Source organism: Paraburkholderia sp. 22098, from assembly GCF_052045935.1.
GTDB classification, from domain to species: Bacteria; Pseudomonadota; Gammaproteobacteria; order Burkholderiales; family Burkholderiaceae; genus Paraburkholderia; species Paraburkholderia caledonica.
In genome coordinates, this window is record NZ_JBQEPV010000017.1 from 73,496 (window position 1) to 88,326 (window position 14,831).

Sequence of the window (14,831 nt, forward strand, 5' to 3'; positions counted from 1 at the left end):
GCGCCACTGTAGAAGGCTCCGCAGATTGTTCAGGTCCGACTTCTATGGGCAGTAAGTTGTCACGTACCGTTCAGCTTCGGTGGACAAGTTCAGATCATACAAAGACTCCTTGAACCCGGATCCATGCGAACCGGGTTCGTTATGCTGTGTCCGAGTCTATCGATGCGCACGTGAGACATTGACGTCTCACCAACTTCTATCCGCCGGTGTCGTGCCGGCCTCATCCTTTATGCGCGTTACGCCGGATCCTTCGATCCGGGGAAGGTGCCCCATCTAATTATCGGTTGCATTGGACAACCAGTCGGACCTCCGGGCACGTTCCACTCGAACTTCAGGAATGCAAAAGTGTGTAATCGTTGTCCTCAAGCGGGTTTGAACCGTGCGCCATCGGGAACGACCCCGTCCTTCAGGTAACGCCACAATGCGATTACCAGGCGCCTCGCAAGGGCAACGATTGCAATGCGCCGCGCCCGACGACTGGGCGCCGGCCCCTGGGTGCGTTCGTTGAACCACCGGGCCAGTGCACTGTCCGGCTGATATCGGAGCCAGCACCACGCCGTCTCGACGAGCTGCGTGCGTACGCGCCGGTTACCTTGTTTGCTGATGCCCTGGTCGACGTGGCTCTGACCGCTGTCATACGGCTGGGGTACCAACCCCACGCAGGCACCGGGCTGGCGACGGTTGCACGTTACGTTGCAAGCGGTCGCAGTGGAACGACGCTGCTCGCCATGCTCGCGGGGTGACCAGGCGATGTCCGGAAGCAGTTGCCAAACGGTACCGTGGATCCGCCCGGGTGCGGGCCGGTTGCGAGAAGTGGCGTAAAAAACGATCCATTTCCGCGCAATGCACAAATGATGCCGGACCTTACGTGCTGTCGCTCGAGCTTGAGATCGAGCCACGTGGCCGGATGCCGCTGGCCGTCCTCGCCAGAGTGCATCAGCCCGGGCGATGTCTTTCAAGCTTGAAACGCGCCTGTCGACAGGTACCGATCGCCCCGATCACAGATGACGAACACGATCGTTGCGTTCTCAACTTCCCGGGCGATGTGCATTGCCACCGCGCACGCGCCACCCGCCGAAATCCCACAGAAAATCCCCTCGATCGCGGCAAGACGACGCGCTGCGGCTTCGGCCGTCGCCTGACCCACCGACTCGGTCCGATCGATCCGCGCGGGCTCAAAGAATGCAGGCAGATATCCGTCGGCCCATTTGCGTATGCCTGGAATCCGCGAGCCCTCGTCAGGTTGCACCCCGACGATCTGAACGGCGGTATTCTGTTCCTTCAGAAACCGGCTTACACCCATGATCGTTCCGGTCGTCCCCATGGCCGAAACGAAATGCGTAATGCGTCCCTGTGTTTCACGCCAGATCTCAGGGCCGGTGCCCTCGTAGTGTGCAACCGGGTTGTCGGGATTGGAGAACTGATCGAGAACGATGCCGCGGCCTTCCTGTTCCATCTGCGCGGCGATGTCCCGCGCGCACTCCATACCGCCTTTGGCAGGCGTCAGAATTATTTCGGCGCCATACGCTGCCATGCTGCGACACCGTTCCTCGGAGACATCCTCCGGCATGAGCAGCACCATCCGGTAGCCGCGCAGCGCGGCCACCATGGCGAGTGCGATGCCGGTGTTGCCACTGGTCGCTTCGATCAGCACGTCGCCAGGCCGTATGCGTCCGCGATGCTCGGCCCCTCTGATCATCGAGAGCGCCGCGCGATCCTTGACCGAACCCGCTGGGTTGTTGCCCTCCAGCTTGCCGAGGATGACGTTGTTGCGCGCCCGGATCGTTTCGTCGGGAAGACGAACGAGTTCGACGAGCGAGGTGTTGCCAATGACGGCCTCAATGGTTCTGTAGGTCATGTCCTATAGTATTGGCGAGGTGTGAAAACCACGGCTGTCGGATCGTCCGGCTACGAGCTTTCCCTGATGCCCTTATACATGCGCGGAAAGTGTTTCTGACGGCTCGTGAGCATCTGCGACTTCCGGGTCCATCGCGACCAGTACTGCGCAGGAAACCCTGTCCAGCAGCAATCTGTCGTTCTTGCCACTCCACCATCGCCGCACGGGGCCGCTTCGGCGATGTCCCACGACAACCAGATCGGCCTTCAACTCACGGGCAAAAAACGGGATATGGTCCAGCGGATCGCCGATCGCGAAATGAGGCGTTGCGATGACTCCGCGCGCAGCGAGTGTCTCGATGCCGTCGCGGAGTATCTCCCTCGCGGACTGCTCCAACGCATCGAACGGCACGGCCGACGCGACGTCGGCCCCCTGCGTCCACGCCAGGCTATTCAGAATGGCAAGCAGGTGCGTTTCCGCGTTGAGCTGCTCCGCTAATGAGGCGCCATGACGTAACGCCCGCCGCCCTTCACGGGTTGCGTCATAACACAACAGGATGCGCCCGAATGCAGACATATTGTCACTCGCTCCGATTCAGGAAGCCCCGCTATCCCGCAGCCGGGCGGTGGATGCGCAACCGTTCGAGCGGCCGTCGTTCAGGAGCGCGGCAGCACAACGATCGAGATCACATCACGTCGAAATCATTATATATCATCATGTGATGTATTTGTGTTTTACTCCGACTACCTGACTGGTTCGAGCAGGAGTGGTATGGGTTAGCCTTTCGAAACAATCATGTCATGATATGAAGTGAAGGAAGCTGTTCCCGGATTGCACAGATGGCGGTGCCTGTCACCGGACTGGTGGGCGCCGGTGGGAGTCAACACGTCGATCTTCAGGGCACATCCATCCCCAATCGAAAAGGTATTCCGATGGCTATCGATATGACGTCGTTTGCTACGCCACTGACCCGGCTGCTTGGGTGCCGGTATCCCGTGATCTCAGCGGGAATGGGCGGTCCGGCGCGTGCCGAGCTTGCAGCCGCCGTGTCCCTTGCAGGCGGATTTGGCCTGCTGGGTATGGTGCGCGAATCGCCTGAGTTGATCTCCCGCGAGATTGCTGCGGTGCGGGCTGCCACGGATCAGCCGTTCGGCGTCAACCTGATCCCATCCGCCACGGACCCAGCTCTCCTCGCGGCAGAACTCGATGTCTGTCTGGCCGCCCGCGTTCCCGCGGTATGTTTCTTCTGGGACGTCGTACCCGACGCGGTCGCCCGAGCGAAAGATGCCGGTGTGCTGGTGCTCTATCAGGTCGGCTCACTCGAGGGCGCGCTCGCCGCTGAACAGGCGGGGGCCGATGTCGTGATTGCACAGGGTATCGAAGCAGGCGGCCATGTGCGGGGGCGTACGGGGATCCTGACATTACTTCCCGAGATTGTGAGGCATGTGCGTGTCCCGGTTGTTGCTTCGGGCGGGTTCGCGACAGGCGCAGGCCTCGTAGCGGCGCTCGCGCTCGGCGCGGCAGGAATTCATTGCGGTACGCTTTTTCTCGCAACGCATGAGTCTTTCGCGCATGACTATCACAAGCAGCGCATTCTCGCCGCCCAGGCGGGGGACACGGTCTATACCGATCTGTTCGCGATCAACTGGCCGCCTCACTCTCCCGTGCGCGTCCTGGCAAATAGCGTGACCGGGAAAGCTGGAAATAACCTGCTCGGACACCACCCGGACAGGCTGCCGTGCGATGTGATCGCCTGCGACGACGGGCGGCCGATTTACCGGTTCAGCACCGATTCGCCATTACGCAGCACGGCGGGAGATCTTGAGCAGATGGCGCTCTATGCCGGCGAATCGGCAGCGCTCGTCGATCAGGTCTCCAGGGCCGCCGAGGTCATCGAGCGGCTGTTAAATGAGGCAAAGGATGCCTCGTCGCGGATCGCGTCGTTGTGCCTGCACACCTGATGTCTTTCGTGAACCGTTCGCCAGATGATCAACCTGCCTGATCCTCACGCGTTCCCGTCGGACGTTGCCGGTTGCACGGCAGACGTCTATCTGCCGGGGCCGGTCGCTTCGACGCAACTCAGCACGAGTCGACTGCCAGGTCCTGCTTCGGCGCTGAGCGTGGCAGTGTGGAATTCGGTATCGGTGCACAGCCATTCGACACGAAAGTCCATGTGGTCCCCGTGGCAGCCTTTGGATGGCGCACCGGTGCGTGCCTTGTGCAGGATGTACGGGCAGGTCTGCAGTCCGTCGCACTGACGCGCGAGATCACGCATCGCGTCGTTTCGTGGCTTTCCGCAGTTCGTGCCATAGGTACCCGATATGATCCTGATCGCCCGCGCTTCAGCGCTCAAGCTTGCCGCCACGGCGAGAATGCCCGCTATCGCCCAGATACCGCGACAGGCACTGACGGGGAGAGGCGATTTATATCGCCGGTACGTTACTGTCCTGGTCATCTTCGCCGGCTACCCGGGAAAGGACATTGGCGACCACCCGGTCGCAGTGGGCGCCGCCGAATTCGAATACGTCACGCTCGGCGAGATCGATATCGTGCGCCAACGATTCGCGCGGCAGGCTCCTGGCGCGGAAATGCCGGCTGCGCACAGTCGCATCCGGGATGTCGAGACACTGTGCCGACTCCTCCACGCTCAATTCCTCGACAGAACGCAGCACAAACACAACGCGAAAGACTTCCGGCAGTTCATCCAGCTTGCGCTCGAGCAAGGCTCGCAACTCGGCGCGCGCTACCGCCTTGTCTGGGGAATCGGAATCTTGCGCGGTCATGGCATCGATATCGACATGAGTGTTCGCGTCAACCATGGGAATTACGTTCTGACGGCGTGCTTCGCGGCGCAGACGTCCATAGCATTCGTTGAGTACCAGTCGGGACAGCCACGTGAGGAGCGTGGCGTCGCCGCGAAACCGGGCAATTGATCTGTAGGCCGACAGATACGCCGCCTGCATCGCGTCTTCCGCTTCTGTTCCGTCACGCAACGTGGCGCGCGCCAGACGATACAACCGCCGGTTGTGCTGGCGCATCAGCCATTCGAACGCTGATCGATCTCCCGCGACGATGCGGCGGACCAGCTCGCGTTCGTTGCCTGCGGCAAATGTTGAATGTGCTTCAGCGATGTCTGTCATCACCGCCTCGCCAGGTCGCCCTCACTCATCTCTTATCCCTCATTGCACGATCAGTGTGCCACGCATCGTGGTGTGGAGGGTGCACAAGTACGGATAACGACCCGTCTGCCGTGGCACGTAACTCCACGATGCATTCGGCGAGATTTCGTGTGAATCGAACGTTTTCGACATTCCAGTCACCGTATGAGGAAACAGATCCTTGTTGACCCACAGCACACGATCTCCGCGGTGCACCGTGAGCACCGGCGGATTGAAGCGCATCTGTTCGATAACAACCTGGTACGTTGTGCCTGCGGCCTCGGAAATACCGGCCAGCGAAGTCGTCATGATCGCAGCGAAAGCGTAGGCAAGGATAAAAGCGCCGGTGCGTAGCTTGCCCCGGCGCTGTCCGGCTACGCAAAGTGCCGGATTACCCACCGCTCTTGCCCAGCTCCGCCTGCAGACGCTTCGCGTGCTCGAGATGCGCGACAAAGGCCGGACGCACCTTGACGAGAAGCGCCTTCAGATCGGCGTTCTGCGAATCCGGAATCAACGTCTTGTCCAGCGCGTCGAGAATGCTCTCGTGGTACGTCACCTCGTGGTCGATATACGCCCGGTCGAACCGTGGGCCCTTGAGCGTTTTCAGGTTGGCGAGGTTGGCGTCACCGTCTTGCTTGAGGCTCTGGCTCGTCGGATTATCTTCCGGCGTTACGCCGAGTTTATGCACAAGGTCGGTGGCGGCCTTGTTCACGCCGCTGTGATCGGTGACCATGCGTTGCGCGAACGCTTTGACATCCTTCGACTTCGTTTTCGACTCCGCGAGCTTGCCCGCGTCGATATCCACCTGATTGGCGGTCACGACGATAGCGGCGATCTGAGGATCAGTGGGAACGGTGCTCTGCGCCCAGCCCGGGAGGCTGGCAAACGTGAGTGCGCTGGTGAGTGCGCCGAGCAGTGCCGCGCTGATTATCTTCATGTCGTGTCTCCTGAATAATCATGGCAAGTCCGAGTCGGTCCGCAAGCGATCTGCAGCCGATTCGATCCTGAATACGGTATTGGATGTCACGTGTGCGAACCGCGTTCCCGTTTCCGTTCCCAGGCGCCCTGCGGTGCGCGTTTCTTTGACATGGTTGCGGAACAACCATGAGGAGCGCGACATAGGTGTGCAGCGTGAGGACGATATTGTCCAGGGAATGGGTCTTGAATCAGCGGGAAATGCAGGAGGGACAGGAAAGGCAGGAGAGGTGTGCCCCCGAAGGGGCACGGAAGAAGCGCGTATCTGTTCCTGCCGTCGATCGGCCGCTGACTTACGGAACAGGGGGGAAGTGCCGCTTGCCGGGCTGAATCCGCAAGCGCCGGAAGCGTTCTTTCTTGTGCTCCTCGTCGAAGTGCGCAAGAGACGGCTTGACCAGATCGCTGCGCGACACAACGCCGACCAGCTGCAACGTTTCGGAGTCTGCGACCACGGGCAACCGTTCGAGACCGTGCACCGCCAGCCGAGTTGCGACGAGCCGGCAGGTTTCACTCGGCAATGCAAATGTGGGGGAACGGTGGCGTAACACGTCAGCGAGGCGCGACCCGAGCGCACCCGCTGCCTCCTCATCGCGAATTTTTTCCAGTAGCGCACGATCGACAACACCCATCAGCGCGCCTTGGCGCACGACCGGATAGGCGCGGTGTGTCTGCGTCGCTCCGAAGAACGTTGCCAGCGCTTCGCCCACGGATATATCGCCATCGATTGTTTCGACCGTACGCGACATCACCTCGTCGACGTGGTGGCGCTCCAGTGGATCGACACCGTATTCCCGGTAAATGTGATAACCGCGCCGGGCAATTTTCTCGGTCATGATGGAACGCTTCATGACGACCGTTGCGAACCCATGCGCGATCAGCGTCGCGGCGAGCAGCGGCAGCAGTGCGTTGCTGTCGTGCGTGAGGCCGAATGCGAACACGATGGCGGTCAGCGGCGCGCCCAAGGTTGCGCCGAGCGTGGCCGCCATGCAGACAAGCGGCCACAGCGCGGGTTCGCCGCCCGGCAGCACGTGGCCGAGCACAACTCCGAGTCCCGCGCCCAGCATGAGCAGCGGGGCGAGGACGCCGCCCGAGGTACCCGAGCCCAACGCCACGACCCAGATGACAGCCTTCACGATGAGGATCGCCAGCGCGATCTGGATTGCAATGTGCTGATGCAACAGGTCGCCGATCACGTCGTAACCGACGCCCAGCGCACGCGGTTCGAGAAAGCCGCCGATGCCGACGACGAGGCCGCCAATCGCGGGCCACCACATCCAGTGGATGGGCAGCTTGCCAAACAGGTCTTCGGTCTTGTATAGCGCGGCTGACAGACCCGATGCGAGCGCGCCGGACATCAGCCCTGCGATGACGCAGGAGACCAGCGACAATGCGCCGGGAGGTGCGGTCTCAAGCGGAAAAAGCGGCCCCGTGCCGAAGAATGCCGCGCGCGCGAACCCCGCGACTGCGCACGCAAGCGCGACCGGCAGAAAACTGCGCGGGCGCCATTCGAACAGCAGCAGTTCAACCGCCAGCAGCACGGCCGCCACCGGCGTGCCGAAGACCGCCGTCATGCCCGCCGCTGCGCCGGCAACCAGCAGCGTCTTGCGTTCCGCGGACGTGACCTTCACGCACTGCGCAATCAGCGACCCCAGTGCGCCGCCTGTCATGATGATCGGGCCTTCCGCGCCGAACGGGCCGCCGCTGCCGATCACGATGCCGGAGGACAACGGCTTGAGAATCGCCACCTTCGGCGACATGCGGCTCTTGCCGAACAGGATGGCTTCGATCGCTTCGGGAATGCCGTGCCCACGAATCTTCTCCGAGCCGTAACGGGCCATCAAACCGACGATGAGACCACCGATCACCGGGATGATCACCACCCAGATACCCAATGTGTTGAGGGCCGGTGAGCGGTCCGCAAACGAGAATTGCTGGAAGAAAAACAGATTGGTGAACAGATGAATCAGGCTCAGCAGCACGAATGCCGCAAGCGTGCTGAGGGCGCCGATCCCCGCAGCGAGTGCGGAAATGCCGGGAAGCCGCGCGTTCGTGGAAAAATCACGCTTATGGGTGTCGAGACTCATGGTGGCTCAGAAAGGTGACTCAAAAATCAATCTGGGGAACGTTAAAGGCGCCTTCGAGCGACTTCAGTTCGGCACGGTGCATCTCGGCGAGACGGGCCAGCACCTGTTCGCCCGCTTTCAACAGATGAACCTCGACCTGGCGGCGGTCCGTCTCACTGACCTTTCTGCGGACCAGGTCGAGTGCCTCACAGCGCGACACGAGCGCGACCACACCGTGATGCTGCGCCTGAAGCCTTTCCGCAAGCTCGCCGACGGTTGCCCAGTTGCGCTCCGGATAACCCTTGATATGCAGGAGCAGCAGATACTGCAACGGTGTGATGCCTTCGCCCTGGGCGGCCTGCTCAGAAAAACGCTCAAAGCGCCGCATCTGGTAGCGAAACTCGGACAGTTGCTCGAAGTCCGTCTTGGTCAAGCCGCGGGCGAGTGTTTTCATCGGCGTTCCGTGGAGAAATAGGTAAAACTTGAATTATATCATATCGTGATATTTATGTACGTGAGCATGCGCAAATGTCCGTGGTCGTGCTAGGCCGCGTGTCGCTGCTTCGCGTAAGCCTGACGATATAGTCCCGCGATGAGGTCGGCCTGCGTGATCATCCCGGCAAGCCGCTGATTGGAGTCCAGAACCGGGATATGGTGGTGCCCGTAGTTCGCAAACACCGGCACCAGTTCGACGATCGGCGTCGCCGCGTCGACGGTACGAACATCGCCGTTCATCAGTGCACCGACAAGCGGCGACGGGGTGATGCTGGGCCGGAACCAGCGTTGCAGGGGAGACGACAAACCGGTCCCTTTGCTGAATGCCCGTTTGTCGACAAGGTCGGCGCAGGTCACGATACCGATCACGTGTTGCCTCTCGTCAGTGACCGGAAGTGCCTTGATATGGCGCTGTTTCAGCAGACTCCATGCGGCCGAAGCTCTCGTGTTTGCCGACACGGCGACCAGCGAACGCGACATGATGTCCGCGCAGGTCAGTTCATTGAACGTGCGGGCGTAGGCCTGCAACTGAACGTCGCGCAACAGGGATTCCAGATCGTCCGTGTCGATATCGAGCAATTCCCCGCGCCGGTTCAGCACCGCCTCGAGGTCCGCGCGCGTGAAACCCTCGTTCGACGCCGCGGCCGAGGTTGCCGCGCCTTTGACCGAACTCTGGGCGACGTGCGGGTACCGATGCCCGGTCGCTGCGTGGTAGGCGATGGCGGCGCACAGCAGCGCCACCGACTGGATCGCAATAGGCTCGGCCACGAAACGGTAGCCCAGCGCGTGCACGGCCGGGCCACCCAGAACCGCGGTCAGGGCGACCGCGCCTGACGGCGGGTGAACACAGCGCAACGCGAACATCGCGCAGATCGCCAGCGCGACGGCCAAAGCGGCGGCGCCCACCGGATCGGCGATCCAGCCTGCGCAGGCAACGCCGACCGTCGCGGAAACGAGATTGCCGCCGATGATCGACCACGGCTGCGCCAGCGGACTGGCCGGCACCGCGAACAGCAGCACGGCCGACGCACCCATGGGCGCCACGAGGAGAGGAATGTTGGCCGCCGGTCCGAGCAGGACGTGCATGCTGCCGCCAGTGAACGCAATCCCAAGCAATGCGCCGAGACACGATCTGAAGCGCTCCGGCCACCGGACGGCAATAGGGTGGGGGACAAAGCTGGAAAGCCAGCGGATGAGGGCGTAGCGGGACAAGATTCGACCAGGAAAGTAAGGGGGGCGGTACACATGGGCGAGGCCACACCTTACGGCGAAATCCTCACGGAACCAAAGAACGCGTCGTCATGATTATATTTCATTGTGATATAAAAGTGCCTTCCAGGTCGCCGACGCCCCGTGGTACCGGGCTGGCCAACGGTTAGGCCTGGTCCTGCGCATCGTCCAGATTGGTCCTGCTAACGGTATTCGCGACTTGAATAGATCACGCTGTGATATAAAATGAAGGCAGGCCTTCTCGTGACGGACTCTTGAACAGGAGCAGTCCGGATGAAACTACAAGGATGATTTGTCTGGATGGCATGCGCCCATGGGGATGCGGTGCTTCGCTCCGATGCATAAAGCCAGTCACCGTGAAGGCCCCCGGTCGCCATCACAGGATGGCGATCACCGGTTCCGCCCGGCGTCGCGTTGCATGAGCCTTCGGGGGCAAGCCCGAATGGCTTTCCGGCGCGATAGCGCAATACAGACCGAAACAAGGAGCCATCATGCTGATCACATTTCAATCGCCCGCCACGCCCGATGTCGTCATGCTCAGGGATCTCGCGCAATATCTTCTGGGTCTCGTGGGCAAGCGGCTCGATACGCGTGGTGTCATTCTCCACGATGAGTTGCCTCGCGCAATCAGCCGTCTCGAAACGGCGATTTCGGACGATGAAAAAGCGGAGATTGCCCTCGAATCACTGCAGTATTCCCGCGAACGCCGTCAGGAATCCGGCAGTGGACTTTCGCAGCGGGCGTGGCCATTCCTCGACATGATGCGTGAGGCCAGCAAACAGAACGCCGACATTATCTGGGGGCTGTAGACGCCGCATTGCAGCGTGAGCGTATTCCGGGTGCGTGCTGCACCGCCCGCTGAAGGAAGCCAGGATGAAACGATGGATTGCACCGCCCCTGTTCGCAGCGACTCTCGCCGCGTGCGGCATCTGTGCGCCAGCGCGGGCAGCCGCGCCTTCGTGCGGCCAACGACAAGATGCGGGCTCAAGATCGTGCGTCTACCGGAACGGCGGCGAACCGGTCAGGACGTTGGGGGCTGCGCCAGCCAATGAAGCGGCTGCTCCTTACTTCCCTGATATTCCGATGAGGGTTGTCGGCGCGTACGGCCGTACGACGCTCGATATGCTATCGAGCGGACCCTTCATGCTGGTGAAGTGGCCGAGTGGCTGCTGCCCGGACAGCAGACGATGGCACACGGGAGACACGCGTCACAAGCATACTGGAGACGATCAGCATGTGATCTTTCTCTGGCCCGCACTGTAGACGATCCGTCAGCGGGACGAACAATCCAGATGAAGCATCGCCCGACCGCCGACGATTGTCGCATCGGCGGCCAGGACCTGAGGAAGTGAAGGAGGCAACACTGGACCGATACCGCCAGCAGCGTTAAGGTCCGTGACGCGTGCGGTTCCACCAGTGCCTCCCGGTTGCACGCCGGAAAATCCGTTCACGAGGATCGTCTCCCGGAGCCTGCGCAATGACAAAAAGAATCACCAGCACCAGCACGGCGCCCGCAACAACAATCTGTACAAGAAGATCCACTATCATCTTCGTCTCCATCATGGTTGTGCGCTCAACAAGATATCCTGGCGACCACGATTCGAATTCGCGCAAGCCCCATCAGGCGGCCACCTTGAACAGGACGCCGCAAGATACGCGGTCGAGCGGTAATGCATGGTTTTCTCCTTGCCACCAGCGCGCAAAGAAACCGTGCGGATGATGTCCAATGACGATCAGGTCGACCTTCAGGGAATCCGCCAGGCGGGAAATCTGGTCAATCGCATTTCCGACCGAATAGTGTCCCGTTGCAGTCACCCCCCATGCCCGCAGCCAGTCAATTCCCTCGCGCAGCGTCTCTTGTGCGGCCTGCTCATCGACCTCGAATTTCATCGACGAAAGAACGTCGAACGCGCTTGACCAGTAGGTGTAGTCGAAGATCGAGAGCAGATGGGTTTCAGCTTGCAACTGCTGCGCGAGGGCCGCACCGAAGCGCAGCGCAAGGCGCCCTTCGGGTGTGGCGTCGTAGCAGAGAAGGATCCGGTTGAACGGGGCCATGGTGGATTCCTTTGCCAACTCTCGCGGTGCTATCCATTCGAACGATCGAATCGGTTCGCCGCGAAACCGTTCAGGTGAACATCGGCACGGCCTCGATCAGCACGAAGCCCAGTAACGCGCCCACAGCCGCACCCAGCAGCTTGGGATGCCAGCGTTGCAACCGCAGCATGCTGAGCAGCTCGCCAACCAGGATCGCGCCGAGCAGCGCAAATGCAATCAGCAGGTAGCTGATCTCAAAGTCGTTATTGATGACCATTGCGCCTCCTTTAAGTCGCGTGAGACTGCATCATCAAAGCTTGGAAGAAGTCTTTTGCCCGTAAACCGAGGACACTTTCGCGGGTTCAGGTTCCCTGGCGCCAGTTGCCGGGGTTTTGATGCGGACTGTTAATTCAATTATATATCATGACGTGACATATGTGATCACCCGCTCCGCCAACTGCGAGGTGATCGAGGTCGCTGTCGGAAAACGCATGATGAATGAGGATCAACGGGCTCGCTGAACCTCCTCCGTTTCTAGTGGGAGCACAGGAGAACGGCCCTCCTGACGAATCTGGCAGATCGGCAGAACATCAAAACATGAGATATTTCGGGGTCAAGGAATGCCCCCGATAGCGGCTCTGAAGTCGATGCCCGTGAAGCCGCAGTGGCGTGATTTTTGCCACATTGCAGTACAGGCCCCGTGATCGCCGCAGGACGATCAGCAAAGTCGAGGGAGGAAAGCCATGACTGACGTCGACGAAAAAATCAGGCATCCGCAACCGGTGAAGCACAGCGATAACGGGAAAAGCAGGATGCCGCAACGTGACGAAGCGGGAGACAAGCCCGTCAAGACGCGTGGCGAAGGCGAGCCGCCTGTGGAGTGATACGAGGGGCTGCGGCCTGTCCAGCGCACAAAGCGGTTCAGTCGCCTTGCGGGGGGCTGGCGAACGCGGTCTGTGGACCGCGTGGAACCTCGACAACAACGGTACCCGCGAAGCCGCCGTCTGCCTCGTTGCCGCCAGTCGGCTCCCGTATGAGCTCACCGTCGACCTGATCTACGCCGGGATCCGGCAAGGCAGCCGCACCATGATCAACGACGAACTCAAGTTGTGGATCCAGTCATCTGGCACTGGTCGCATGCCGCAGCGGTCACGGAAACGGACACCTCGTCAATGCGCTGATGCGCGTGGTGTATCTGGGCTGGTTTCTGCAGCGAGCCGGATACGGCAACTGTCCGGCTGAGCAATTCAGGATTGCCGAGTACGCCGTTGAGGCGACTTTGTCACAGGCTCGCGACTGTGGCGAATGGCGGCTACCGCCCGGGACAATCGTTGACTTCGAAGCATTGCTGGCGCTTTACGACTCGCAACTCGCCCGTGCGCCACTTCACGAAGTACTCGCGGCGGAGCAGAAGCTCAGGGCATTCCTGGTCGGGACGTCCCGTTCCCCCATTCCCGTGGATGCCTGATTCTGGCCGGGGCAGGTCGCGGCCGTGGGGCGTTATGCGGCAGTCGGCCTGCGGGTCAACGCGATCGCCAGGGGTTGGCCGTCCGGAGCTGGGTTCATGAGTCGTGCTTCGCAGAACCAGTTTCTGCAGCGGGCGGCCCCTCCCAGTTCATCCGGTGGCGTTTCACCGTTTCGCGATGGCGTTTCTCCTCTTCCTCATGCAGGTAGAGGCTCGTGGTGTTCAGCGACACGTGACCGAGATTGTCGCGCACGGTGCGCAGGTCGACACCGCCGTCGGCCTGGTGCGAGCCCGAGGTGTGTCGCAGCCAGTGCGCCGACGCCCGGTCCAGTTCATCGGCGCGATCCGTGAATTCTGGCCCGCGGGCGCGCAGCCACGTTGCGGCGTTGCCGAATACGCTTTTGATCGCGTCGTGCACGGCTGAGCGCGACATGCAGCGGCGCTTTCCCCTGAACGGGATAAGAAGCGGCGTGTCGTCGGCGCGGCCCGGGAGCGACGGCAGGCCGTTCGCCTTCCGGTAGCGGGCCAGTTCGGCGACCAGTTCGGGCGATGCGGGGACGATCCGTGGCCGGTCGCCCTTGCCGAGGATGTCGAGCCACCACCGCTCGCGTCCGTCGGCGCCGAGCCGGCGCGAGAAGTTGCCCATCGTTCCGGTGGCGACCTCGGAGAGGCGCATGCCCTGCAGGTAGAAGAGGGAAGTGAGCCACCGGCAGCGGGCGGCGTACGCCTGCTGCAGCCCGGTGTCCTGCGGCAGTTGCGCGACGAAGCCCTTGACCTCATCCCACAGTGAAATGGACAGGTAGCGCGTGACCCGCGGCGCCGTGCGCTTTCCACGCTGTCGCAGCAACGCCATCGGGTTGCCGCGCAGGTAACCGGCGTCCACCAGCCAGGTGAACATGCCGTTCAGGATGATCAGCGCCTGTCGCTGGCTCGCCGGTGACAGCGGTCCGTTGAACGGCCGCCAGCGTGCGTCGCCGCGTGGATACTTGCCGCCACTGGCCGACACCCAGCGGTCCGCGGGTTGCGGATTGCAGACAAACGCCCTGAACAGCAGCAGATCTTCATGGGTGAGCGACGACAGCGGCTTGCCGAGTTGCACGACGGCCCACAGCAGCAGGCGTTCGGCTTCCTTGCGGTAACTGTCGAAAGTCGTCTTCGTGTCCGCGTAATTGGACAGCCACGCGCGCACCGCATCAAGGTCATTGCGGGCCGACAGCTGCGAATGCCCGGGGTCACCCCGGTTGGTGCCGTCGCGACCGTCCAGGCGTCCCGGAATGACCAGCGACTCGACAGGCTGCACGGACGCTATCGGGGTATCTGACACGATTCGGGCGGCTCCGACGGGTGTGATGCGGTGACGACCGGCGGTCCCGTGAAATGGACGAACCTGCTGGCCCTGACCGGGCAGCTGTTCTGAAACACGACACGCCAGGCGTTCGCACGAGTCGGGTAATTGTCTCCGCGACGCGAAGAGTTTTGCCGGCCAGATCCTGCGTGGCCCGCGGCGACTGGTTTGCCGGGATGTGCTGCCTCCTGTAAGGTGTCAGGCTGACCCACCCAGGTGGGGCGCTTGG

Annotated in this window: 16 protein-coding genes and 1 pseudogene; 3 read left to right on the forward strand and 14 right to left on the reverse strand. The window is 61.7% G+C overall.

The window, feature by feature from the left end:
• Positions 1 to 362: 362 nt before the first annotated feature.
• The 3 genes and pseudogenes from ACTJLB_RS27815 to ACTJLB_RS27825 form a co-directional block, all read right to left on the reverse strand.
• Positions 363 to 683 (reverse strand): annotated as a pseudogene (locus ACTJLB_RS27815) (transposase); the annotation flags it as partial.
• 272 nt (positions 684 to 955) lie between these two features.
• On the reverse strand, positions 956 to 1,858 hold the full coding sequence (gene cysM / locus ACTJLB_RS27820) for a cysteine synthase CysM (RefSeq protein ID WP_408422403.1): 903 nt from the start codon (positions 1,856 to 1,858) through the stop codon (positions 956 to 958).
• A 72-nt stretch (positions 1,859 to 1,930) separates the two neighbouring features.
• Complete coding sequence (locus ACTJLB_RS27825) at positions 1,931 to 2,413, reverse strand: universal stress protein (RefSeq protein ID WP_408422401.1); 483 nt, start codon at positions 2,411 to 2,413, stop codon at positions 1,931 to 1,933.
• Positions 2,414 to 2,676: 263 nt separating this feature from the next.
• Here ACTJLB_RS27825 and ACTJLB_RS27830 point away from each other — a divergent pair, with 263 nt between their 5' ends.
• Positions 2,677 to 3,798 (forward strand): NAD(P)H-dependent flavin oxidoreductase, encoded by a 1,122-nt coding sequence (locus ACTJLB_RS27830; protein ID WP_440785209.1) that lies wholly within the window; start codon positions 2,677 to 2,679, stop codon positions 3,796 to 3,798.
• Between the two features lie 86 nt (positions 3,799 to 3,884).
• Here the strand turns inward: ACTJLB_RS27830 and ACTJLB_RS27835 are convergent, their stop codons facing one another.
• The 7 genes from ACTJLB_RS27835 to ACTJLB_RS27865 all read right to left on the reverse strand — a co-directional run bounded on the left by ACTJLB_RS27835 (position 3,885) and on the right by ACTJLB_RS27865 (position 9,740).
• Positions 3,885 to 4,112, reverse strand: a complete 228-nt coding sequence (locus ACTJLB_RS27835) for a hypothetical protein (protein WP_408422395.1) — start codon at positions 4,110 to 4,112, stop codon at positions 3,885 to 3,887.
• A 148-nt stretch (positions 4,113 to 4,260) separates the two neighbouring features.
• Positions 4,261 to 4,977, reverse strand: coding sequence for an RNA polymerase sigma factor (locus tag ACTJLB_RS27840; RefSeq protein ID WP_408422392.1), 717 nt, complete (start codon positions 4,975 to 4,977; stop codon positions 4,261 to 4,263).
• Between the two features lie 39 nt (positions 4,978 to 5,016).
• Entirely contained in the window at positions 5,017 to 5,394 is a 378-nt protein-coding gene (locus ACTJLB_RS27845; protein ID WP_408422389.1) for a cupredoxin domain-containing protein, read from the reverse strand.
• A complete protein-coding gene (locus ACTJLB_RS27850) occupies positions 5,387 to 5,932 on the reverse strand; it encodes a DUF4142 domain-containing protein (RefSeq protein ID WP_408422386.1) in 546 nt (181 codons plus the stop codon). The genes ACTJLB_RS27845 and ACTJLB_RS27850 overlap by 8 nt, the downstream gene beginning before the upstream one ends.
• A gap of 331 nt (positions 5,933 to 6,263) precedes the next feature.
• On the reverse strand, positions 6,264 to 8,054 hold the full coding sequence (locus ACTJLB_RS27855; RefSeq protein WP_408422383.1) for a chloride channel protein: 1,791 nt from the start codon (positions 8,052 to 8,054) through the stop codon (positions 6,264 to 6,266).
• Between the two features lie 19 nt (positions 8,055 to 8,073).
• Entirely contained in the window at positions 8,074 to 8,487 is a 414-nt protein-coding gene (locus tag ACTJLB_RS27860; RefSeq protein ID WP_408422380.1) for a MarR family winged helix-turn-helix transcriptional regulator, read from the reverse strand.
• Between the two features lie 89 nt (positions 8,488 to 8,576).
• Positions 8,577 to 9,740 (reverse strand): HPP family protein, encoded by a 1,164-nt coding sequence (locus ACTJLB_RS27865; protein WP_408422377.1) that lies wholly within the window; start codon positions 9,738 to 9,740, stop codon positions 8,577 to 8,579.
• A gap of 509 nt (positions 9,741 to 10,249) precedes the next feature.
• On the opposite strand from ACTJLB_RS27865, the gene ACTJLB_RS27870 reads away from it, so the two are divergent.
• The gene (locus ACTJLB_RS27870) at positions 10,250 to 10,567 is read left to right on the forward strand and encodes a DUF1840 domain-containing protein (protein ID WP_054043636.1); all 318 of its coding nucleotides are present in this window, start codon (positions 10,250 to 10,252) and stop codon (positions 10,565 to 10,567) included.
• 577 nt (positions 10,568 to 11,144) lie between these two features.
• On the opposite strand, the gene ACTJLB_RS27875 is transcribed toward ACTJLB_RS27870, so the two are convergent.
• The 3 genes from ACTJLB_RS27875 to ACTJLB_RS27885 form a co-directional block, all read right to left on the reverse strand.
• Positions 11,145 to 11,321, reverse strand: coding sequence for a hypothetical protein (locus tag ACTJLB_RS27875; RefSeq protein WP_408422374.1), 177 nt, complete (start codon positions 11,319 to 11,321; stop codon positions 11,145 to 11,147).
• A 57-nt stretch (positions 11,322 to 11,378) separates the two neighbouring features.
• Positions 11,379 to 11,813 carry a universal stress protein gene (locus ACTJLB_RS27880; protein ID WP_440785210.1) on the reverse strand — a complete coding sequence of 145 codons (435 nt, stop codon included), beginning with the start codon at positions 11,811 to 11,813 and terminating at the stop codon, positions 11,379 to 11,381.
• Positions 11,814 to 11,883: 70 nt separating this feature from the next.
• Positions 11,884 to 12,069, reverse strand: a complete 186-nt coding sequence (locus ACTJLB_RS27885; protein WP_408422370.1) for a hypothetical protein — start codon at positions 12,067 to 12,069, stop codon at positions 11,884 to 11,886.
• Between the two features lie 466 nt (positions 12,070 to 12,535).
• Between ACTJLB_RS27885 and ACTJLB_RS27890 the strand changes: the two genes are divergently transcribed.
• Positions 12,536 to 12,676: a hypothetical protein gene (locus ACTJLB_RS27890; protein ID WP_408422367.1), complete on the forward strand. Its 141-nt coding sequence runs from the start codon at positions 12,536 to 12,538 to the stop codon at positions 12,674 to 12,676.
• Positions 12,677 to 13,354: 678 nt separating this feature from the next.
• Here ACTJLB_RS27890 and ACTJLB_RS27895 read toward each other — a convergent pair.
• Entirely contained in the window at positions 13,355 to 14,566 is a 1,212-nt protein-coding gene (locus ACTJLB_RS27895; protein WP_408422767.1) for a tyrosine-type recombinase/integrase, read from the reverse strand.
• Positions 14,567 to 14,831: the final 265 nt, after the last annotated feature.

Bases quoted from the DNA above. Each gene is read 5' to 3' on its own strand.
- cysM (WP_408422403.1), bottom strand. From the start codon at position 1,858: ATGACCTACAGAACCATTGAGGCCGTCATTGGCAACACCTCGCTCGTC.
- ACTJLB_RS27825 (WP_408422401.1), bottom strand. From the start codon at position 2,413: ATGTCTGCATTCGGGCGCATCCTGTTGTGTTATGACGCAACCCGTGAA.
- ACTJLB_RS27830 (WP_440785209.1), top strand. From the start codon at position 2,677: ATGGCGGTGCCTGTCACCGGACTGGTGGGCGCCGGTGGGAGTCAACAC.
- ACTJLB_RS27835 (WP_408422395.1), bottom strand. From the start codon at position 4,112: ATGCGTGATCTCGCGCGTCAGTGCGACGGACTGCAGACCTGCCCGTAC.
- ACTJLB_RS27840 (WP_408422392.1), bottom strand. From the start codon at position 4,977: ATGACAGACATCGCTGAAGCACATTCAACATTTGCCGCAGGCAACGAA.
- ACTJLB_RS27850 (WP_408422386.1), bottom strand. From the start codon at position 5,932: ATGAAGATAATCAGCGCGGCACTGCTCGGCGCACTCACCAGCGCACTC.
- ACTJLB_RS27855 (WP_408422383.1), bottom strand. From the start codon at position 8,054: ATGAGTCTCGACACCCATAAGCGTGATTTTTCCACGAACGCGCGGCTT.
- ACTJLB_RS27860 (WP_408422380.1), bottom strand. From the start codon at position 8,487: ATGAAAACACTCGCCCGCGGCTTGACCAAGACGGACTTCGAGCAACTG.
- ACTJLB_RS27870 (WP_054043636.1), top strand. From the start codon at position 10,250: ATGCTGATCACATTTCAATCGCCCGCCACGCCCGATGTCGTCATGCTC.
- ACTJLB_RS27875 (WP_408422374.1), bottom strand. From the start codon at position 11,321: ATGATGGAGACGAAGATGATAGTGGATCTTCTTGTACAGATTGTTGTT.
- ACTJLB_RS27880 (WP_440785210.1), bottom strand. From the start codon at position 11,813: ATGGCCCCGTTCAACCGGATCCTTCTCTGCTACGACGCCACACCCGAA.
- ACTJLB_RS27885 (WP_408422370.1), bottom strand. From the start codon at position 12,069: ATGGTCATCAATAACGACTTTGAGATCAGCTACCTGCTGATTGCATTT.
- ACTJLB_RS27890 (WP_408422367.1), top strand. From the start codon at position 12,536: ATGACTGACGTCGACGAAAAAATCAGGCATCCGCAACCGGTGAAGCAC.